The organism is Lentzea cavernae, from assembly GCF_014653695.1.
Taxonomy (GTDB): Bacteria; Actinomycetota; Actinomycetes; order Mycobacteriales; family Pseudonocardiaceae; genus Lentzea; species Lentzea cavernae.
This window is the reverse complement of record NZ_BNAR01000005.1, coordinates 131,591-151,609: the sequence shown is the minus strand read 5'-3', so window position 1 is coordinate 151,609 and position 20,019 is coordinate 131,591. Positions and strand designations below refer to the sequence as shown.

Genomic DNA, 20,019 nt, shown 5'->3' with positions numbered 1-20,019 from the left:
GTCGCCAGCAATCACTCTGCGGCTAAGTGACGAGCAGGAACCTGTGGCAACCCGACAGGCTGCCAATCCCGTCGGTCCGTGCTTTGGTATTCCAGCGGAACAGCACGTCGCCAGGGCACGAGTTGATCTTTAATCACAGCCCCATACCGGTGACCTCGGGGTGTTGTCGATTCTGTGTCGACAAGAATTTTCCTGTTTGAGTCAGAACCGAAAATACTTCGCCAAGTGGAGTTCATGCCCTCGGCGGTTGCGTGTTGGCGGCTCAGTTATAAGAAGCGGCGTCGCCCTTGATCAGGGCGTATTTGAGATAGAGGCATCCTCCTCACAGCACAAGGCCCACCTGGGAGATGATGTAGCGATGGCAGGGATTGAGACGGCCGTCGGTCGGGCAGTGGGCCAAGCTGGAGGAAAGCTCTTTGGGTGGACGAAGGCGCACCAGCAACGCCTGACGCTACGCAAGGATGCGCGGACTATGACTCCAGTTGCGGTTGCAGATGACCTCATCAATCAGCTGGACGGAAAAGAGATTATAGGTTTCGATGGATATTTACGCTCGCCAGCGTTCGAAGAAATCGTCCTTCGGTTTATAGTTGGACGAGTGACGAAACAGGCGCCAAAAAACATCTTCCCTGATACTCGAGAAGCGATTCGCGCCGGTTTGCAGCATTCAACTGGACTGCGCCCTGACCTGCTGCTGACCGCTGCCGATGTAGTCATGGATGCGGTCACTGCGGGTGTGATTTGGTGCATCGACGCAAACAAAATCGTCGAACTTGATTCTGCGGCAGCGGCGGCGTTGGCTCATCGTACAACCGTTGCTGTCTCAAGTTCACGGCTACTTGCACTAGTTGGCCATCTAACGAAAATACACGAGTTCGCAGATCAGATGCGAGCGCAGGTCGCTTCGGTGCATCGCCATATGCGATTGCCTCACTTGGGCACGAGTCGTTCGGTGCCGTACGTTAAACTATATGTGGCTCCGGTTTTGCGTCCGGAACAGGAAGGTTCGCGCGTGCCGGTACTGCGCGAACTGGCGATGCCAGGACAACGTTCGGTGATTCTTGGTGATCCAGGCGCAGGTAAATCCACCCTGGTCGCGAAACTCGCTCATGACATCGCATCCGACCGGGTCGCCGAGGCTGAAGGGAAAGTGCCATTTCTCCTGGTGCTTCGCAACTTCTCGAACGCTTTCCGTAAAGGTGGTGAAGGACTCGCTTTTTACCTCCAGCAAATTTGCGCCGATCCTTACAATCTAACGGTTCCGCCAGGTGCAATTGAATACTTGTTGAGCAGTGGTCGAGCCGTGGTTCTTCTGGACGGACTCGACGAACTCGTAAGTCCGGAGCTGCGAAGTAACGTCGTCCAGCTGGTTGACGGATTCGTGAGCAGGTATTCGCATGTGCCTGTCGTTGTCACCGCTCGATTGATTGGTTACGCCGATGCCCCGCTGGCGTCAGACTCGTTCTCGGTAGGAGTGGTTTACCAAATGACTTCAGGGCAGGTGAAAGAGTATGCCCACAAATGGTTTGCGTTGGACGAAGCCACTCCCGTAAGTGACCGAGGGTCAATGGCTGAGTCTTTTCTCAGGGAGAGCGAGCAGGTCGCTGAGCTGCGAGCGAATCCTCTACTGCTAGCCCTACTGTGTGCCATGTATTCCAGTGAGCATTACATTCCCCGTAATCTTGCTCAGGTCTATGAGCGATGTGCGGTTATGTTGTTTGACCGTTGGGACTCGATGCGCGGAATTGCGATCCCATTGCCCTTTCAGGGGCGTTTGCGCGGGGCAGTACAGCATCTGGCTTGGAAACTTTTCAGTGCGGAAGAATCCGGAAAAGCATTGCCGAGGCGTCGAATCGTGCGATTTCTCGTCGAGCATCTGGTGGCCAAAAAGTTTGATGAGGACGAAGCAATAGGTACTGCGGAGAAATTCCTAGAATTTTGCGCCGGGCGGGCCTGGATTCTTACCGATGTGGGCTCCACAGAAACCGAGCCGAGTTACGGGTTTACCCACCGGACTTTCTTGGAATTCTTTGCCGCCGAGCACCTGGTGCGGACCAATCCGACGGCAGAGCGCCTCTGGAACACTCTGTCGCCACGGGTTTTCGTGGGAGAGTGGGATGTAGTTGCTCAGATTGCATTGCAGCAGCTCGATCGTAACGTCGACGGAGGGGCGGAGGAAGTTCTCCGACTGGTACTTAACGCGATCGAAGAACTCCCAGACCACGCTGTTTTGCTGCGCAGCTTTGCGGCCAGAATTCTTGCCTACATTCAACCTGCATACGATGTGATTCGCGAGGTTGTTGCGGTTGCTGTCCGGTGTGCCGTCGATGGTACACCGGACAGTCGATTCCACTGTTGGGTCGGTAAGTATGCGTTCGATGAGATGCACGCGCGTGACGATGCACTGCACGAACTGATGTATCGCAGCGCACCTGGCAATCTTGAAGCATTGCTGAAAAATGTGGCCGCCGAGCTTGATTCCGAGATTCGCACTGGCAACGAATCCGCTTGGCTGTTGCTATCCAAACTTGATCGGCACCTCATTGGCGCGGACCAGCGTCGTGTACAAGCGTGGAGTGAAATCAAACTACAGCTTCTTGATCGACACAAACGCAAGCTATCCAAATGGCGTAAGAATCGACCCTGGTGGGGGATTGCCGGCAACATCGATCCGGCTCAACTTGTGAAACAGTTTGGCCCGGAGGTCTTATATCTTGCTGATTCAATTCTGACTGGGTCTCAGCCGCCTCTTGTCACACGCCTGGGCAAATTGTCTGGTAGTGGGTTGCAGATTGACTTTTCCTTGCTGGAAAACGCGCTTATTAAAGCACCTCTGCCTTGGATCGATGCGACTCGATGGTACCCTTCCGAAATTCAGGGATTTGCCATTGCTACGCACTGGTTTGGGCAAGTTGTCGCCGCCGCGCCGCTGGGCACCCTGCCGGCCAATGTTCTGGCATTGGTCTTCTTACCTTACTTGGAGCTTCAAGTATCCGGCGCGTCGGACCTGAGACTGCCTGATGTGCCAATCATAAATCACCTTGCTGTCGCCCGTGCGGCCAGCGAGCATCACTCGAAGTTGATGTACTCGATGGCGGAGGGCGGTATTGCTTGGGAGACCCAATCATTCCTCGTCTCATGGGCCCGAAGGGAATTTGACGTGCTTCCATCGCGCCCTATGCCGGAAAACCTTTGATTGCTCACTACGAATTGTCGACCCTGCATTCGAACTTTTGGATATCCTTGTAGTCCAATCTTGCATTTTAAGCGCAGGCGGTGGTTGTAGGTGGTCCGGACGTATTGGTCTGGCTGTTGTCGATGTAAGATTGCGGAAGTCGACGCGGATCATCTAGGATTCGGAGCTTCAGTGAAGTTGGATCGGACAATTATGGTGTTTATGTCGGGCGAAAATCAGATTAAGCCGTGACATAAAGATGTTGATGCAGTTCAGCAATGACTAAATTCCCACGCGATCGACGAGCCGGCCTACGCGCTGGGCTCATAGATTTCCTTAGTCTCTCGTTGGCTGGGTTATCACCGCGTTGCCACCTGGTCGCTCGCAATGCTGCGTGATCAGGTGGCAACGCGGCTCGGTCGCCGCGGACAGCCCGAAGGCTACGGCGGATTCTAAGTGGTTGGCGGCAGATCACGGTCACCGGAAGGCCTCAACAGACCAAGATTTCCCGGTCGGGATGGATCGGATCTTAGGCTCTACGGCCACCCGCCTGACGAGCGCCGGATAATCTGCTTCGTCGAGTTCGGCGCTGAATCTCATGCCCGCACAGGAGAGCCCGGCGATCGAAGTCCAGACTGCTCCGGTTGAGTGCGGCCTGCAACCGGCACGACGACGTAATACACATGCTCGCTGCGCTTATCTAGGCGCCGACAAAATCTTCTGGCTGATTCGTTCTTATAAACGCCAAGGTGAGTTCCTCAACCTATTAAGTCCTCTGAGTACCCGCTGAACGGAGGAGAAGTCGTAGTCGATAATGAGTGACTTCTTGCCGCACAGATACTTCGACGTTCGCAAGTGCGCCGGCGCTAACTAGATCGAGTTGGTGTTCGTGCGACTTATGGCACGTGGCGAACTGGATCGGGGTCAAGTTCGCCACGCTGCGTGCTACTGCGCTTTCATTAGCACCGGCCACCGCAATATGCCAACCAGGACGCCGTGATCACACCTACATCCGATGCCAACGCCCGTGTCAAGCCGAGACCAGCTTCGCCACCAAATCACCCATCTCACCCGGACATGTCACCTGGTCAACGTCACGTAACGCACCACTAGAAGAGCGACGACCAGTAGAACCAGAACGCCTGCAGCACCAGGCCCGCGATCACCAGGTACCACAGGATCAGCACGACGCTGTGGAACTGGAACCCCGGCCGGATGTTGCGCAACGTCGTGTACCAGAAGATCGGGATCGTCACCGCCCACACGACCATGCAGTACGGGCACAGCGCGCCGATGACGTACAGCGACTGGAAGATCAGCCAGTGCACGAACAGCACGCCGAACGTCGTTCCGACCTGCAGCCCGATCCACACCCACGACGGCAGCGACACCCCGGCGAGCAGCAGCACGCCCAGCGTCGTCACCACCGCGAAGCCCGCGATGCCCAGCAGCGGGTTGGGGAACCCGAACAGCTCGGCCTGCGAGGTCTTCATGATCGAGCCGCAGCTCAGCACCGGGTTGATGCTGCACGTCGGCACGTAGAACGGGTCCTTGAGCAGCGCGATCTTCTCGATCGTCAGCACGAACGAGGCGACCAGCCCGACGAACCCGCCGACGGCCAGCACCCAGGCGACGATCCGGTTCACGAGAGCTCCTTCTCGATCGCCTTCTTCAGCGCGTCGTACGAGGGCGCGCCGGTGAACTTGGTGCCGTTGATGAAGAACGTCGGCGTGCCCGTCACCCCGGCCTTGCTGCCCTCGGCCCGCTGCGCCAGCACCCGCTCGCGCAACGCCGAGTCGTCGAGCGCCTTGTCGAACGCGGCCTGGTCGAGCCCGAGCTGCTGGGCGAACCCGGCGAACACCGCCCGCTGCGAGGTCTGCTGGCCACCCCACTCCTGCTGCGCGTCGAACATCAGCCGGAACATCTCGTCCCGCTTGCCCTGCGCCCCCGCGGCCTCGACCGCGACGGCGGCCAGCTCGGCGTTGCGGTGGCTGGGAATGGGGAAGTGCCGCACGTCGAACGTCACGCGCTCGCCGTACTCGGTCTTGAGCCGCTCGACGCCGGGGAAGGCGGCGCGGCACGACGGGCATTCGAGATCGAGGTACTCGACGACGGTCACCCCGCTGCCCGACTGGGGTGCGGCGGTGGTGTCGTTGCGGCTGAACAGGAGGAAACCGGCGACCACCACGGCCACGACGGCGACGATGACCAGGGACAGACGTGCGTTTTTCGACATGGCGGAACTCCACGTGAGGCGAAGGGAAGCGGACCGAACTACGGGTTCGGTCTAGGCGCGCAGCACGCAGAGCTGCGCCAGCCGCACTTCCAGCCGACGTGAAGGGGGAGCCAGGACGGAGGGCAGGCGCACCTGCAGCAGGGCGAACGAGCCGGTTCGCCGCAGCAGGGCGAACCCGATCAGGACCGCCAGCGCCACGACGAGGCAGCAGCCCGCGATGAGGATGCCGTCCAGCAGCGGCGAGCCCGTGCTCGCGTCATCGGCCACGAAGGCCATCGAGGACGTGGCGGATGTCGGGCACTGCGCGGTCCAGGCGAACTCGGTCTCGCACGGGGTGCCCTGCATCATCGCCACGCCGGCTACCAGGGCGAGCACGGCGAAAACCCGCGCGAGATACGCGCGGGTTCGCGAGCTGCGGGTGCCTGGCACGTGATCCAGGGTAGCCACCCGAGGCCTGGGCTAGTTCCAGAACCCCAGCTTGTGCTCGGCCGCGTAGTCGACCGGCCCGATCGCACCCGGCGCCAGCGACTGCACGTACTGCCCCTCCGAGAACCGCGGCCACCCCGGCGACCCACCCCGCGCGAAGTCCGTCCACGCCTTGATCATGTGGTCGGACAGGCTGCGGTCCTGGGCGAAGTCCGCGTCCGGGAACAGGTACTCGATGTCGGACGAGTGGTTGGCGCCGTGCAGCTCGGGCGGGAACGACGGGTCCGTGGCCGCCGCACGGTCAGCGAACTCGAACGCGTAGACGGGCGCCTTCTTCGCGTAGAGCGTGTTCTGCTGGAACGTCGAACGTGCCCACATGCGGTCCGTCAGCAACGCGGCCCACGCCTGCTTAGGTGACGCGAAGGCGCTGAGCGGGTACTCGCGCTCGATCTCGGCCGCGCGGTCGGGGAACGCCTCCCGCACGAGCCGGGAGTAGTCCTCGGCGGACATCGGGTCCGGCCGGAACAGGCCGACGAAGCTGTTGTGCTCGTCGCGCGTCGCCCCGGCCAGGATCGGCACGTCCGCGAACTCGCCCGCCTCCAGCGACTCGGCCGGCAGCTTCGGCAACACCGAGCCGCCGTAGCCGACGGGCTGGAAGATGTTCATGATCTGCGGGTGGTCGAGCAGCTTCTCGGTCGGTAGCTGCCGCAGGCACTCGACGTCCGCGCAGCCGAGTTCGGCGCTGATCGCCGAGCCGATCTCCTGGATCTCCGGCACCGCGCGCCACGCGAGTGACGGCAGCGCCTCCAGGTCCGGGAACCAGGCGCCCTTCGGCACGTCCACCAGAGTGAACGAGCTGTGCATGATCGCCTTGTGGAACAGCGGCTTCTGGTCGATGAGGTGCGCGCCGACGGCCGTGGCGCCGAACGAGACCCCGAACAGCGTCACGTTGCCGGGATCGCCGCCGAAGCCGGCGATGTTGCGTTGGACCCACTCCAAGGCGGCCCGCTGGTCGAGCAGGCCGAACTCACCCGAGTGCTCGAGGCCCGGCAGGCCGAAGCCGCCGAAGACGCCCATGCGGTAGTTGAACGTCACCACGACGACATCGCCTTGGCGCGCGAGGCGTTCCGCGTCGAAATAGTGACCGGCGCCGATCGCTCCGTCGCCGTGCACCCACACCAGCACGGGCTTGCGGCCGTTCACGGACGGTGTCGTGACGTTGGCGAACAGGCAGTCCTCGTTGGTGCTCTTCGTCTCCGAGTAGCTGGAGCCGACCTGCGGGCACGGGCTGCCCGGCTTCGACGCCTCCCGCACCCCGCTCCACGCCGCGGCCCGCACCGGGGGTTCCCAGCGCGCCGCCTGCGCGTACGGGACCCCCTGGAACCGCAGGTGCCCGTCGCGGTGTTCGCCCTTGACCTGCCCGGTGTCGGTCGTGACGACGTCCGACGGCATGGCTTCCCCCTTCCCGCATGCGCTGAGCAGCAGCATTGCGGCGATCAACAACGTGCCCCGACGCACGGTGATCAACTCCTCGTCGCTAGGTCGACGGCCGCGACCAACTCCTGTTCGCAGACGTCGAGATCGAGTGACCCGGACCGCAGCACGACGCCGTTGCGCATCGCGAGGACGAACACCGCCATCACGTCCGGGTCGAACGCGCGGAACTCGCCGGCCTCCTGGCCCTGGCGCAGAAGGGTGGCGAGTGCCGTGTGGTCGGACGCGGCGATGCCTCCGTCCGTCACCGCCGCGTTGGCCCTGATCCGCAGGAACGCCACCATGTCCGCGCGGTGTTCGCGCAGGAAGGCGATGTTGGCGACCAGGAACGCCCGCAGCTCCTCCCGTGCCCCGGCCTGGCCCATCCGCGCGTTCACGAAGTCTTGGAAGCGCTCCAAGACGTCCGCGAACACCACGTCGACGAGTTCCTGCTTGTTCTTGAAGTGGTACGAGATCAGCCCAGTGCTGCTCAGGCCCGCACGCGCCGCGATCGCCTTGAACGACGTCTCGGCGTAGTCCAGTTCCGCGATCGTGGCGATGGCCGCCGCCACGATCTGCGCCCGCCGGGCCTGCTCGGTCACGGACTTTGCTCGCATGAGCAAAATTTAGCACGCCTGAGCAAAACGTGGGTGCGCCAGACCCGACTGTCATGAGCAAGCGGCAGCAGCTTCACCGACGCGCGGTGGTTCATCGGCGCGAAGCTCAAGGCGGTGCTCGACGTTCCCGGTTTCCGCGCCGAGCCGGACGGGAGCGTCAGCCCCGACGAACCAGCCCGATGAGGTGGTCCACGGCCGCGCGCAGGTCGGCGGGCCCGTCGACGGCGATGCCGGAGCCACCGAGCCGGACCAGCGGTGCGATGTCGATGTCCACCCGGTCGCCGACGCTCCACGTCCGCTCCGCCGGCACCCCGCACCGGTCCAGCACCACCTGGAACGCCCCCGGATCGGGCTTCGGCGTGTCGCGGGAGTCCTCGGAGGTGAACACCTGCGTGAAGCCCCCGGTCCCGAGGCCGACCTTGTCGAGGATCGCCGTCATGGCGCCCCTCGTGTTGTTGGTGAGCAGCACGATCGGCACCACCTCGCGGAGCCGGGCGAGGTCGCGGACCACGTCCTCGTCACGCACCAGACCGTCCGCGATGGACAGGTGCGCCTCGCGGTACTCCAGCCACTGCGCGACGTCGAATCCGTTGGCCCGCACGAAGGAGGTCGTCGACGTGCCGGACCAGTTCGTCCGCATCGCCTCCCGCAGCCCGGCCACCTTCTCGTCCGCGTGCGCCTGCGAACTGCCCCGCAACTCCACGAACATCCGGCCGATCACCGCGAGCACCTGCTCCGCGTACGCCTCCTTCGGGTAGAGGGTCCCGTCGAGGTCGAACACGACGAGTCGCGGCGCGGAGCCGTCACCGAGAACGTCGATCATGCGCCCACCCAACCACGTCCCCCACCGCCGAAATCTCAGTCGAGGTCGGACAGGTCGAGCACGAACCGGTAGCGCACGTCACCGCGTTCGAGGCGGTCGAGCGCCTCGTCCACGCGGGCCGACGGGAGGACCTCGACGTCGGCGGTGATGCCGTGCGCGGCGCAGAACTCCAGCATGGCGGCGATGGCGGGAAGCCCGCCGCTGCCACCGGAGCTCAGCTTCTTGCGCCCGACGAGCAGGTCCATCGCCTCCACCGTGATCGTGCCGAGGTGCCCGACCTGGCTCAGCGTCCCGTCGACGGCCACCAGCGCGAGGTAGGGACCGAGGTCGTGGGGCACGGGGATGGTGTCGATCAAGACGTCGAACGAGTCGCGCGCCGCGGCCGTGCTGTCCGGATCGGTGGAGACGACGACGTCACTCGCGCCCAGCCGCAGCGCGTCCTTCGCCCGGTCCGCCGACCGGCTCACGACCGACACCTCGGCACCAAGTGCCGCCGCGAACTTCACCGCGAGATGCCCCAGTCCACCCAGCCCGGCCACCGCGACGCGCGTCCCCGGACCGACGCCCAGCGCTCGCAACGGCTCCCATACGGTGATCCCGGCACACATCAGCGGCGCTGCGGCCGCCGCGTCCAGGCCTGACGGCAGGGGATAGGCGAACTTCTCCCGAACGACGTACTCCCGCGAGAACCCGCCGAGGGTCGGCGTCCCGTCGTGACGGTCCTTGCCTCCGTAGGTGAGCGTGGGGAACTCACGACAGAAGTTCTCCTGGCCCGCCGCGCACATCGAGCACACGCCACAGGAGTCGACGATGTTGCCGACGGCGACGGAATCGCCGACCTGGAACACCGTCACGTCCGGACCCACTTCGCTCACGACGCCCGTGAACTCGTGCCCCGGCACCAGGAGGCTCTCGCCGTCGTGGGCGCGCAGGGCGTGCAGATCGGTGTGGCAGACCCCGCAGAAGTCCACGCGCACCGCGATGTCGTCGCGGCGCAGGTCGCGCCGGGGGATCGGCACCTCGCGCAACGAGGTGGTCCCGTCGGCCTGCCAGCCGGTGGTGCTTCGCATGACGCTCCTTCAAACAGACTGTTCGGTCTATTTCAAGCTAGCTCGCTACCGCCGGAAAGTAAACCGACTGTTCTGTCGGTAGAGTGTCGCCATGCCTGACCAGCAGCTGACCGCCCGAGGCGCCGCCACCCGGCAGCGCATCATCGACGTCGCCACCCGCGAGTTCGCCGAACACGGCATCGCCGGAGCCCGCATCGAACGGGTCGTCGCCGCGGCGCGCACCAACAAGGCCCAGCTCTACGCCTACTTCGGCAACAAGGACGGCCTGTTCGACGCGATCTTCTTCGGCTCGCTGGAACGCATCGTCAACGTCGTCCCCATCGACGCCACCGACCTCGCGGACTGGGCGGTCCGCCTGTACGACGAGTACCTGGAGAACCCCGACCTGATCCGGCTCGCCACCTGGGCCCGTCTGGAACGCCGCCCCGCCGGCCACCTGGTCGCCGACACCGACCGGCTCGACGCCACGAAGCTCCAGGCGATCGCGGACGCTCAGGCGGCCGGCCTGGTCCGGGACGGGGAGCCGTTCGACCTGATGGCCATGGTCATCGCGATGTCGATGGCGTGGTCGCCGGTCAGCAACGTCTACGCCGCCACCGCCGACGAGCCCGCCGACACTCACGACCGCCGACGTGATTTCCTGCGCGACAGCGTGCGTCGCGCAGTTGCGCCATAGTTTGGAAAGCCGCCAAACGACATGCTTTCAGGTCGACCTGTGATGAATGGGTGGAGCCAAACGGAATTGCCGCTCTACGTTGTCCCGCATGCCTTTGCGGAGATCAACGGTGCGCGGCCGCGAGTTCGGTGACGCGATACGAGCGCTGCTGCGGGCGGCCGACCTCACCAACCGCGCCGCCGCAGCCCTGTTGGGGTGGCAGGAAGCCAAAGTCTCAGAGCTGATCAACGGCAAGGAGGGCGTGAGCGACCTCGAACTGGCCAAGTTGCTGGGGCTGTTGCGCACTCCGCCCGAAGAGTTCGACCACCTGATGGCGCTCCACCACGACGCGCACATCAGAGATTGGCTGCAGCCGACTGGTTCCGGTGTGCCAGATCGGGCTCGCACGCTGCGAGAACACGAGAAGATCGCGTTGGACATCACCAGCTGGTCGATGAACGTGGTCCACGGCCTCCTGCAGGTGCCCGACTACACCTTCCACCTGGCCAACTCGGCGGTGAACGTGAAGGACGTCCCGGCAGTGGTCCGCACGCGGTCGGATCGACAGCAGTCAGTTCTCGACGGCCACCGCGCGATCACCATCTTCATGCACGAACACGCACTCCGGCTTCCAGTCGGCGATGCCGCTGTGATGGCTGAACAGCGCCACCACCTGCTTCGCCTCTCCGTGCGTCCCTACCTCACCATTCGCTTGATTCCGACGTCGGCGGGACCGCACGCGGGCATTGCCGGGGACTTCGACCTGCTCAAGTTCAAGAAGATCCCGCCCATCGTCTACTTGGAGAGCCACGGCGCTAACGTCTTCCTCGAAGATCAGTCCTCTGTTGAGCTCTACGAGAACGTCGTCAAGTCACTCGGACGGACGGCGTTGGACGAGAAGCGATCGAGGAAGCTGATCACTGACATCATCGGTGAGGAGGCTCGTGGTGAGCAGGTGGCGCAAGAGTAGTTACAGCGCTAACGACGGCAACTGCGTCGAGGTGGGCCGTGGCATCGGCATCCGGGACAGCAAGTCCCCCTTCGTCGAGCTGCCCCTCACGGCCGGCCAGTGGGCACCGCTGCTGCGCCTGGTCAGGACTCGTCCCACGGAGAGGTGACGGAGTCGTCCCACTCGTCGTCGAGCGGCAGCCGCGGACGCACGGGCTCCGGCAGCACGGGCGGGTCGAGGATGCTCGCCGCGACGGCGAGCGTCTGCTGTGCCTCCGCGAGTTCCTGCGGCGAGATCGACCGCATGACCTGTTCTCCCTCGGCGGCCGCGGCGGCGAAGAGGTCGCGGTAGGCGAGGCTTCCCGCCGCGGCGGCCATGGTCATCCGGCCGGACAGCACCTCCTGCGCCATCTCGCCGGCCGGCTGGCCCGGGGCCGACCGGACGACGTGGCGCAGCAGCGCCTCCCGCAGGCGCCGCTCGTCGACGCCGGTCACAGCGGTGATCCCGGGGAGAGCAGCATCCGGGGCGGGCGGACGTCGCGCAGGCGGCCGAACTCGACGCCCTTGACCAGTCCGACGACGCCCGCGGCCCGGTCCTTGGCCTTGCCCCACAAGGCCATCGCCTCGCTGACCAGTTGGAGGATCTGGGAGGTGTAGTAGGTGATGATCGCGATGAGGGCGGCGCGCTGGTACCTGCTGGTGATCCGCAACCCCATGGTGGCGATGAGCCAGGCGCTGGCGGCCTCGGCGAGTGAGGCGGCTATCGCGGCCAGCGCCTCGTTGAACTTCTGCGCCGCCTGGACGCCGGCCTCGTAGTGCTCGGCGAGCTTCGCGCAGATCGGAGCGAAGTCGCTGACCGAGCGGGCGAGTTCGGCGAGGTACTGCCTGGCCTCGTCGGAGGCGTTGCCACGCCACACGGACTCGGTGTCGGCGCCCGCACGGCCGATGTTCGCGCCGATCTGCTCGCAGGCCGCGCCGACCTGCCGCCACACCGTGACGCAGCGGTGGTAGGCGACCCAGTCGCCGCTGAGCCAGCGCACCATCGCCTCGAACGGGTCGGCGCCGGTCACCTGGATGCAGACTCCGCGGAGTCCGGCGGCCGGGCTGAAGACGTCCGACGACGGGTCGTACTGGAAGAGCGGTCCGTCGTCGGAGGGGCGTTCGGGTTGTTTGAAGTGGTCGGACGGCTCGGCGGTGTCGCTGAAGGCCGGGCCGCGGCGCGCGGCGTCGTAGCGGCTGAAGTCGGGTCTGGGCGAGGAGGGGTCGAGGCCGCGGAACACGCGGTCCATCGCCTCACGTCCGGCCGCGTCCTCGCGGGCGTAGGCGTCGGCGGTCTGCGTGACGGCCTTGGCGACGCCGCGTCCGCGGACGGCGATCGCCTCCATGGCGCCGCGCACGACGTCGTAGGCGTGTTCGTGCGACGCCATGGTGTCGAGCAGTACGCCCTCTTCGGGCAGGGTCAGGTCCGCGTACTTCTCGACGTGGCGCTTCCCGGCGGCTCCGTCGTCGCCGGCGCGCTGCAGTTGGTCGGAGAGTTTCCCCAGTGAGGCCGGCGATTCCAGGTAGAACGCGTCCACCTCTCCAGTGGACCAGCGGACGCGGGGCGTGGCGATCACGCGTGCGGCCCAACCGGTTGAGCCGGGCCGGTCGCGACCCGCCGATCGTTGGGTTTAGGGGGAATTGCCGCCCGAACGACCGTTTCGAGGTGCATCCTTGTCACGACGACCTCAGAGCCGAGGACTGATGACCATGACGAGTGCGACCGCGGCCTCCCGCCACAACTGGGAGTCCGACCTGGAGCGGTACCGGACCAGGGCGGTCCAGGTGCTCGACAAGCACCTGCCCGCGACCTCCGGCTGCACCGAGTGCGGCGACCCGTGGCCCTGCGCCCGCGCGTGCTCGGCCGAGCTGGTCCTCGAGCTCTGACGCCTACGAGTTCACCCGGTCGAGGAACGCGCCGACCCCGGTGATCATCCGTTTGACCTGCTCGTCGAGCGTGATCGACTCCTTGAACCGCGAGCCGGGTCCCGCGCTCCTCTTACCGCGCAGGTACAGCGGGCACGCCAGGTCGGCGCACACGTAGACGCCGACCGTGTTGCCCATCTGCCCGGACTTGCCCGCCTTGCGGGCGCTCATCAGCGACACGCCGTCCCCGGAGTGCGTGGTCAGGCACCACGAGCACATCGTCTTGCGCGCCCGCCCGGCCTGCGCCGCCCTGCGCAGCGCGATGCCGGTGAGCCTCCCGTCGAGCTCGACCACCAGGTACGAGCGGTCGGGCGCGGCCGGGTCGGTCCAGCCGAGGAAGTCCAGGTCGTCCCACGGCCGGTCGCCCAGATCCTTGGGCACGTGCATGCGCTTCGCCTCGCCCTTGGTGGAATTGACGAAGGACGCGCGTATGTCGTGTTCGGTCAACGGCTTCATGACCAGGACGCTAGGCTTACCTAGAGGTCCTAGGCAAATGATTATGGACCCTAGGAAGGGTGACGGATGGCACGTGCGGGGCTCACGGCCGACCGCCTCACGCAGGCGGCGGCGGACCTGGCGGACGAGGTCGGCTTCGAGAACGTGACGGTGTCCGCCCTCGCCCGCCACTTCGGCGTGAAGGACGCCTCGCTCTACTCGCACATCCGCAACGCCCACGACCTGCGCGTCCGCCTCGCGGTCCTGGCGCTGGCCGAACTGGCAGACCGGGTGGCGGAGGCGATCGCGGGCCGTTCGGGCAAGGAGGCCCTGGTCGCGTTCGCCAACGCCTACCGCGCGTACGCCCGCGAGCACCCCGGCCGCTACTCAGCGACGCAGATGGCTCTCGACCCGGACGCGGCCGCCGACAGCGCTGCCGGCAGGCACGCCGAGATGACCCGCGCGATCCTGCGCGGCTACGACCTGTGGGAGCCCGAGCAGACCGACGCCGTGCGGCTGCTGCACAGCACGTTCCACGGGTACGTCTCGCTCGAGCGCGCGGGGGCGTTCCACCGCCACCCGCGCGGGGTCGAGGCGTCGTGGATCAGAGCGCTGGACGCGCTGGACTCGGTGCTGCGGGCGTGGCCGGCCTGAAGAAGTTGACGAGGTTGCCGTCGGGGTCGCGGACCAGCAGCGACCGGTTGCCCCACGGCATCGTGGTGGGTTCCTGCACGACCTCGGCGCCGGTCAGCTTCTCGTGCACGCCCTCCACGTCGTCGACCAGGAATTCGATGATGACGCTGCGGTTGGCGGATGCCTCGGCCGAGCCGGCGGCGAACAGCGCGACGGTGCGGGTGCTGCCGATCGCGAGGGTGGCCGACGGCGTCCTGAGCTCGGCGAAGTCCTCGTTGGCCCAGGTCGCCTCGACGCCGGTGGCGCGTTCGTAGAAGCCGGCGAGGCGGGCGACGTCGGCGGTGATGATGCGGATCGATGCGAAGTCCATGACCGCACGCTAGAAGCGATACCGGACAGAACTCGCCCGGTATGTGCGGGAGAATTCCACTCATGCCCCGGCCCGTTGCTCGTGTGCTCTCGCTGTTGGAGCTCCTCCAGTCAGGAGGCGTCCGGACCGTGGCCGAACTCGCGCAGCGGCTCGACGTGGACGAGCGCACGGTGCGCCGGTACGTCGACCACCTGCACGACCTCGACGTGCCGGTCGAGTCGGTGCGCGGCCGCTACGGCGGGTACCGGCTCGCACCCGGCTACCGGATGCCGCCGTTGATGCTCAGCGACGACGAGGCGCTCGCCGTGCTGCTCGGCCTGGTCGCCGGACGGCGATCAGGACTGGTCACAGGTGCCGCGAGTGAGACGGCGGCGGCGAAGATCCGCCGGGTGCTGCCCGCACGGCTCGGCGGCAGGCTCGACGCGGTGCTCGGGTCGCTCGCCTTCACCACCGCGGCCGGTGAGCCCGCGGCACCGGACGCCGCGGTCCTGCTCGCGATCGCCGACGCGGTGACCCACCACCGGCCGGTCTCCGTCCGGTACACCGCGGCCGACGGCCGGCGCAGCGAACGCACGCTGCACCCGTACGGGCTCGTCGCCCACTCGGGCCGGTGGTACGTGACGGGCACCGATCCCGCGCTCGGCGAGGACCGCACGTTCCGCTTGGACCGCATCGCCACGGCCAGGACGCTGCCCGGTTCGTTCGACCCACCCGCGGAACTCGACCCGGCGCAGCGCGTGCTGACCGGGCTCGCCACCGCCCCGCACCGGCACGAGGTGACACTGCGGATCCAGGGGACCACCACGCAGATCCGCACCCGGCTGCCCGCGAGCGTCGCGGTGGTCGAGCCGGACACCGAAGGCTGGTCGCGCGTCGTACTCCGAGTGGAACGGCTCGACTGGCTGCCCGGAGTGCTCGCGTCGCTGGACCTGCCGTTCGTCATCGATCGACCGGACGAACTTCGCACTCTCGTGATTGCTCTGGCGGAACGACTCCGGAAGTCGGCCACGCTGCTTGGATGAGGTCCATGCGAGCCCTGCTGCTCTCCCTGTTCCTGACCGCGTCGTTCGCGATGCCCGCCCACGCCACCAGCGGTTTCGTGGTGCTGAGCGATGTCGTCCCGACCATCCGGCACGACATCCGCTACTTCACCGCGCACAACTTCGTCGGCACCCGGATCGACGGCTACCGCGCGCCCTTGTGCATCCTCACCAGGCAGGCCGCGAAGGCGTTGCGCACCGTGCAGCGCGCGATGCTCGAGCAGGGCTACACGCTCAAGGTCTACGACTGCTACCGCCCGCAGCGCGCCGTCGACCACTTCGTGCGGTGGGCCCGCGACCTCACCGACCAGCGGATGAAGCCCGAGTTCTACCCGCGCGTCGACAAGACGCGGTTGTTCGAGGACGGCTACATCGCGGAGAAGTCCGGCCACAGCCGCGGCTCCACGCTCGACGTGACGATCGTGAAGCTGCCCCCGCGGTGGCAGCGGCCGTACGTGCCGGGGGAGCGGCTGGTGGACTGCGCCGCGCCGAACCGGTTCCCCGACAACACCGTCGACATGGCCACCGGGTACGACTGCTTCGACACGCTCTCGCACACCGACGACCCGCGCGTGACCGGGCAGGCGCGGGAGAACCGTCAGTTGCTCAAGGCGGCGATGGCGCGGGCGGGGTTCCGCAACCTGCCTGAGGAGTGGTGGCACTTCACGCTCAACGACGAGCCGTTCCCCGACACCTACTTCGACTTCCCCGTCGCGCGCTGAAAGGTGCGGCGCAGGTCGCTCACCCACGCGTCGGGGTTCTCCCACGGGATGAAGTGACCGCCGTGCTCGTGGGCGTTCACGTTGACGTGGTTGAAGTAGCCGGCCATCGGGCCGGAGGTGAACGCCTCGACGCGGTCGGCGGCGGTGTGGATGCCGGGCGGGTTCTCGTAGGTGACGAACGTGAGCCCGACCGGTGCCTCCACGACCGGCGTGCGGTCGTGCGACGGCGTCCACGGGTGGCGGTTGGCGTTGGCGTAGTAGCGCATCGACGTGGCGATCGAGTTGTTCACCCAGTAGATCGTCGCGTGGGTGAGCAGGTCGTCGCGGGTGAAGACGGACTCGAGGTCGCCGTCGCTCCACGAGTTCCAGCGCTGCAGCAGCCAGGCGAGCAGGCCCGCTGGCGAGTCGCTCAGGCCGTGGGCGAGGGTGGCGCCGTCGAGCATGTGCGCTGTGAGGTGGGGCGCCCAGCGGTGGTCGAGTTCGATCGTGCGGGCGCGGAGGTCCGGGTCGTCGGGCAGCGGGCGGTTGCGGGCGAAGTCCCAGGCCCGGTCGCCGGTGAAGAAGTCGAGCGGCAGGCCCGAGCCGATGTGGATGCCGTGCAACGAATCCGCGTACTTGTGGCCGAGCTGGCTGGAGACCAGTCCGCCGATGTCGCAACCCGCGGCGGCGTACTTGTCGTGGCCGAGTGTCTCGGTCATCAGTGTGTGCCAGAGGTCGGCGACCTTCCAGAAGTTGACGTCCGGGAAACCGGTGAGCGGGCCGGGGAAGCCGAAGCCGGGCAGCGACGGCACGATGACGTCGAACTCGTCGGCAAGCGGGCCGACGACCTTCGACCAGTGCCAGAACGTCCACGGCCAGCCGTGGGTGAGGATCAGCGGGATCGGCCGCGGGCCCCGGCCGGGGGTGCGCATGAAGTGCACCGGGACGCCCGCGACGACCACCTCGTAGTGCTCGTGGGCGTTGATGGCGGCTTCGGCCCTGCGCCAGTCGAAGCCGTCGCGCCAGTACGAGACCAACTCGCTGAGGTAGCTCGCCGGGACGCCGTAGGACCAGTCCTCGTTGCCCTCGTCCACCGGCGGGCGGGTGGAGCTCAGACGGGCGCGCAGGTCGTCGAGGACTTCGTCGGACACGTGGATAGGCGTGGGCTCCAGGGGGAAGGTCACGCCTCGACGATAGTGATCACGCCCCCTGGGAGTGGGCGGCCACGAGAGGCGGAAGAGTCCTGTCCGTGGCCGCGACCTGGGTGAACTTCGCCGTCAGCGGGGACAGCAGGCGCGAGGTCATGGCCTTGTCGGCCAGCCGGCGTAGGCGCAGCCCGAGCCGGGTGCGGGGGTAGGCGACCCGCACGAGCCAGCGCGGGAAGTTCTGCACGTCGTCGACGAGCGGCCGCATCCACTCCTCGTAGGCGACCAGTCCGTTCTCGATCCCGTGCTCCAGGCTCGCTGCCAACACGTACCCGCTCACCAGGGCGAGCGAGGCGCCGCCTCCGCCCATCGGGGTCACGCACCAGGCGGCGTCACCGGCGAGGCACACCCGCCCGCGGTGCCATACGGGCATGCGGATCTGGGTGAGCTGGTCGACGTAGACGTCGGCGGAGGTGTCGAGCCCGTCGAGCACGCGCCGCGCCTCCCACCCCGCGTCGGCGAAGCGGTCCCGCATCTCGGCCAGGGCGTCCGCGCGGTCGAGGCGGGTGACGTCGGCGCTCGTGACGGCGAGCATGGCGCGGGTGGTGCCGTGGTTGTCGGGGCGGAGGTGGACCTGCCGGCCTCCGGTGGTGGTGAGCCAGCGCCACCGGCTGTCGTCGGAGGCCGTGCGGGGGATCGTGCCGAAGACCATGGCGATGCCGAGGTCGCGGCGGTCGACCAGGTCGCCGAAGAGCCGGTCGCGCGTGGCCGAACGCACTCCCTCGGCGACGACCAGCAGGTCGGCGTTCAGGACGCGGCCCGAGGAGGTGGTGACGACCTCGTCGGACACCTCGGCGACGGTCTCGCCGTAGCTGATCTCGACTCCCGCGGGCAGGTGCTCCAGGATCGTGCGGGCGAAGTCGCCGCGCAGCACCTCGAACTCGGCGGTGGCGCCGTCCGGTCCGCCGGAGGGCAGTTCGGCGAGCACCCGGCCCCGTTCGTCGACGAAGACCGTGCCCGTCTCGGTGGTGTTCTGCGCCTTCACGGCCCCGGTCAGCCCCATGCGGTCGAGCACCTCGCGGGCCACGCCGCGGACGTCGACGTTCTGCCCGCCGTCGCGGAACTCCCCGGCCCGTTCCAGCACGGTCACCTCCCAGCCCGTGCGCCGCAGCCAGAACGCGGCCGAGAGACCGGCGATGCTCGCGCCGGAGATCACCGCGTGTCGTGCACCCATCTGAACTCCCCTGTCAGTAGCTTTGCAGCAAAGCTACTTTGAGACAAAGGCACCTGCATGACAGACGACCCGTTGATCGCCGACTGGACGCCGGAGCAGATCGCCGTGATGCACCACCTGCGCGACTGGGTGGTCGACTTCGGCGAGCTCAACCAGCACCTCGCCGCCTGGATGCGGCTGCCGGGAGCCGACGCCAACGCCCTGGGCCAGATCATCTGGGCCGCCGAGGCGGACACCCCGCTGTCCCCGGCCCGGCTGTCGAAGCAGATCGGCATGACCACGGGCGCGACCACCATTCTGCTCAACCGCCTCGAAGCGGCAGGCCACGTCCAGCGCACGAGGGAGAGCACCGACCGCCGCCGCGTCACCCTGCGCCCCACGCCGGCCGCCCGTGATCGCGCCCGCCAGTTCCTCGGCCTTGCCGGCACCGAGATCGCGCACGTCCTGCGCACGACTCCGCCGGCCGAGCTCAGCACCGTCGCGGCGTTCCTGGCGCGGATGACCGCGGCCGCCGACGTGGCCACCCTGCGCCTGGGTCTCACAGACGCGGACGGGTGAGCAACCGGGACAGCACGATCGCGCTCTCGGTCCGCTCCACGGGAGCCGTCGAGCGCACCCGCTGGATGGCCTGCTCCAGGTGCGGGATGTCCCTGGCGAGCATGTACAGCATCGCGTCGGCGGCACCGGAGACCGTGCACGCCTCGATGACCTCGGGAATGTCCTCGAGCGCCTTCGTCAGCTGGGCCGGCGTGGGGTTGCCCGTGCAGTAGATCTCGACGAACGCCTCGGTGTGCCACGCCATGGCCTGCGGGTCCACCACCGCGCTGAAGCCGCGGATCGCCCCGGTCGCGACCAGCCGGTCCAGACGCCTCTTGGCCGCGGACGGCGACAACCCGGCCGCCTTGCCGATCTCGGCGTACGTGGCACGGGCGTCACGCAGCACGCACCGGATGATCGCCTCGTCGATGGAATCCATCCGCAAATAATCGTCGTGGAGCCTGGATCTTTGCAAAGAATTCAGGGTTGAACGCCGTTCCTGACGATTGTTGGGTGTGGTCGCGCGAACCTAGTCT

23 protein-coding genes are annotated in these 20,019 nt (G+C 66.5%); 9 read left to right on the top strand and 14 right to left on the bottom strand.

Annotated features, from left to right (window positions below; all coding sequences use genetic code 11):
- The first annotated feature begins 358 nt into the window (after positions 1 to 358).
- Entirely contained in the window at positions 359 to 3,196 is a 2,838-nt protein-coding gene (locus IE307_RS18160; RefSeq protein ID WP_191299157.1) for an NACHT domain-containing protein, read from the top strand.
- A gap of 1,088 nt (positions 3,197 to 4,284) precedes the next feature.
- Here IE307_RS18160 and IE307_RS18155 read toward each other — a convergent pair.
- The 7 genes from IE307_RS18155 to IE307_RS18125 form a co-directional block, all read right to left on the bottom strand.
- Positions 4,285 to 4,821: a vitamin K epoxide reductase family protein gene (locus tag IE307_RS18155; protein ID WP_191299156.1), complete on the bottom strand. Its 537-nt coding sequence runs from the start codon at positions 4,819 to 4,821 to the stop codon at positions 4,285 to 4,287.
- Entirely contained in the window at positions 4,818 to 5,411 is a 594-nt protein-coding gene (locus IE307_RS18150; RefSeq protein WP_191299155.1) for a DsbA family protein, read from the bottom strand. Before IE307_RS18150 ends, IE307_RS18155 begins: the two co-directional genes overlap by 4 nt.
- A 51-nt stretch (positions 5,412 to 5,462) precedes the next feature.
- Positions 5,463 to 5,840 (bottom strand): hypothetical protein, encoded by a 378-nt coding sequence (locus tag IE307_RS18145; protein WP_191299154.1) that lies wholly within the window; start codon positions 5,838 to 5,840, stop codon positions 5,463 to 5,465.
- Positions 5,841 to 5,870: 30 nt separating this feature from the next.
- Positions 5,871 to 7,355, bottom strand: a complete 1,485-nt coding sequence (locus IE307_RS18140) for a carboxylesterase/lipase family protein (protein ID WP_191299811.1) — start codon at positions 7,353 to 7,355, stop codon at positions 5,871 to 5,873.
- 5 nt (positions 7,356 to 7,360) lie between these two features.
- Positions 7,361 to 7,927, bottom strand: a complete 567-nt coding sequence (locus IE307_RS18135; RefSeq protein ID WP_191299153.1) for a TetR/AcrR family transcriptional regulator — start codon at positions 7,925 to 7,927, stop codon at positions 7,361 to 7,363.
- A 157-nt stretch (positions 7,928 to 8,084) separates the two neighbouring features.
- Positions 8,085 to 8,750 carry an HAD family hydrolase gene (locus tag IE307_RS18130; protein WP_191299152.1) on the bottom strand — a complete coding sequence of 222 codons (666 nt, stop codon included), beginning with the start codon at positions 8,748 to 8,750 and terminating at the stop codon, positions 8,085 to 8,087.
- Between the two features lie 35 nt (positions 8,751 to 8,785).
- The gene (locus tag IE307_RS18125; protein ID WP_191299151.1) at positions 8,786 to 9,820 is read right to left on the bottom strand and encodes an NAD(P)-dependent alcohol dehydrogenase; all 1,035 of its coding nucleotides are present in this window, start codon (positions 9,818 to 9,820) and stop codon (positions 8,786 to 8,788) included.
- 91 nt (positions 9,821 to 9,911) lie between these two features.
- Between IE307_RS18125 and IE307_RS18120 the strand changes: the two genes are divergently transcribed.
- The 3 genes from IE307_RS18120 to IE307_RS18110 all read left to right on the top strand — a co-directional run bounded on the left by IE307_RS18120 (position 9,912) and on the right by IE307_RS18110 (position 11,593).
- The gene (locus IE307_RS18120; RefSeq protein ID WP_191299150.1) at positions 9,912 to 10,496 is read left to right on the top strand and encodes a TetR/AcrR family transcriptional regulator; all 585 of its coding nucleotides are present in this window, start codon (positions 9,912 to 9,914) and stop codon (positions 10,494 to 10,496) included.
- Between the two features lie 109 nt (positions 10,497 to 10,605).
- A complete protein-coding gene (locus IE307_RS18115) occupies positions 10,606 to 11,445 on the top strand; it encodes a Scr1 family TA system antitoxin-like transcriptional regulator (protein ID WP_191299149.1) in 840 nt (279 codons plus the stop codon).
- Complete coding sequence (locus IE307_RS18110; protein ID WP_308436366.1) at positions 11,408 to 11,593, top strand: DUF397 domain-containing protein; 186 nt, start codon at positions 11,408 to 11,410, stop codon at positions 11,591 to 11,593. The genes IE307_RS18115 and IE307_RS18110 overlap by 38 nt, the downstream gene beginning before the upstream one ends.
- Here the strand turns inward: IE307_RS18110 and IE307_RS18105 are convergent.
- Entirely contained in the window at positions 11,568 to 11,918 is a 351-nt protein-coding gene (locus IE307_RS18105) for a hypothetical protein (RefSeq protein WP_191299147.1), read from the bottom strand. The two genes, IE307_RS18110 and IE307_RS18105, sit on opposite strands and share 26 nt — an antisense overlap.
- A complete protein-coding gene (locus IE307_RS18100) occupies positions 11,915 to 13,039 on the bottom strand; it encodes a hypothetical protein (RefSeq protein ID WP_191299146.1) in 1,125 nt (374 codons plus the stop codon). Before IE307_RS18100 ends, IE307_RS18105 begins: the two co-directional genes overlap by 4 nt.
- Before the next feature lie 133 nt (positions 13,040 to 13,172).
- On the opposite strand from IE307_RS18100, the gene IE307_RS18095 reads away from it, so the two are divergent.
- Positions 13,173 to 13,349, top strand: coding sequence for a hypothetical protein (locus tag IE307_RS18095; protein WP_191299145.1), 177 nt, complete (start codon positions 13,173 to 13,175; stop codon positions 13,347 to 13,349).
- A gap of 3 nt (positions 13,350 to 13,352) precedes the next feature.
- Here the strand turns inward: IE307_RS18095 and IE307_RS18090 are convergent, their stop codons facing one another.
- On the bottom strand, positions 13,353 to 13,844 hold the full coding sequence (locus IE307_RS18090; RefSeq protein WP_191299144.1) for an FBP domain-containing protein: 492 nt from the start codon (positions 13,842 to 13,844) through the stop codon (positions 13,353 to 13,355).
- A gap of 66 nt (positions 13,845 to 13,910) precedes the next feature.
- Here IE307_RS18090 and IE307_RS18085 point away from each other — a divergent pair, with 66 nt between their 5' ends.
- Positions 13,911 to 14,477, top strand: coding sequence for a TetR/AcrR family transcriptional regulator (locus tag IE307_RS18085; protein WP_191299143.1), 567 nt, complete (start codon positions 13,911 to 13,913; stop codon positions 14,475 to 14,477).
- On the opposite strand, the gene IE307_RS18080 is transcribed toward IE307_RS18085, so the two are convergent.
- Positions 14,428 to 14,826: a VOC family protein gene (locus tag IE307_RS18080; protein ID WP_191299142.1), complete on the bottom strand. Its 399-nt coding sequence runs from the start codon at positions 14,824 to 14,826 to the stop codon at positions 14,428 to 14,430. The two genes, IE307_RS18085 and IE307_RS18080, sit on opposite strands and share 50 nt — an antisense overlap.
- Before the next feature lie 62 nt (positions 14,827 to 14,888).
- Between IE307_RS18080 and IE307_RS18075 the strand changes: the two genes are divergently transcribed.
- Together IE307_RS18075 and IE307_RS18070 are read left to right on the top strand one after the other, a co-directional pair.
- On the top strand, positions 14,889 to 15,848 hold the full coding sequence (locus tag IE307_RS18075; protein ID WP_191299141.1) for a helix-turn-helix transcriptional regulator: 960 nt from the start codon (positions 14,889 to 14,891) through the stop codon (positions 15,846 to 15,848).
- Positions 15,845 to 16,588, top strand: a complete 744-nt coding sequence (locus IE307_RS18070; protein WP_191299140.1) for a M15 family metallopeptidase — start codon at positions 15,845 to 15,847, stop codon at positions 16,586 to 16,588. Before IE307_RS18075 ends, IE307_RS18070 begins: the two co-directional genes overlap by 4 nt.
- On the opposite strand, the gene IE307_RS18065 is transcribed toward IE307_RS18070, so the two are convergent.
- On the bottom strand, positions 16,561 to 17,751 hold the full coding sequence (locus IE307_RS18065) for an epoxide hydrolase family protein (protein ID WP_191299139.1): 1,191 nt from the start codon (positions 17,749 to 17,751) through the stop codon (positions 16,561 to 16,563). The genes IE307_RS18070 and IE307_RS18065 overlap by 28 nt on opposite strands.
- Before the next feature lie 16 nt (positions 17,752 to 17,767).
- A complete protein-coding gene (locus IE307_RS18060) occupies positions 17,768 to 18,946 on the bottom strand; it encodes an FAD-dependent monooxygenase (RefSeq protein ID WP_191299138.1) in 1,179 nt (392 codons plus the stop codon).
- 57 nt (positions 18,947 to 19,003) lie between these two features.
- Between IE307_RS18060 and IE307_RS18055 the strand changes: the two genes are divergently transcribed.
- Positions 19,004 to 19,504: a MarR family winged helix-turn-helix transcriptional regulator gene (locus IE307_RS18055; RefSeq protein ID WP_191299137.1), complete on the top strand. Its 501-nt coding sequence runs from the start codon at positions 19,004 to 19,006 to the stop codon at positions 19,502 to 19,504.
- Here IE307_RS18055 and IE307_RS18050 read toward each other — a convergent pair.
- On the bottom strand, positions 19,485 to 19,922 hold the full coding sequence (locus IE307_RS18050) for an Lrp/AsnC family transcriptional regulator (protein WP_191299136.1): 438 nt from the start codon (positions 19,920 to 19,922) through the stop codon (positions 19,485 to 19,487). The two genes, IE307_RS18055 and IE307_RS18050, sit on opposite strands and share 20 nt — an antisense overlap.
- Positions 19,923 to 20,019: the final 97 nt, after the last annotated feature.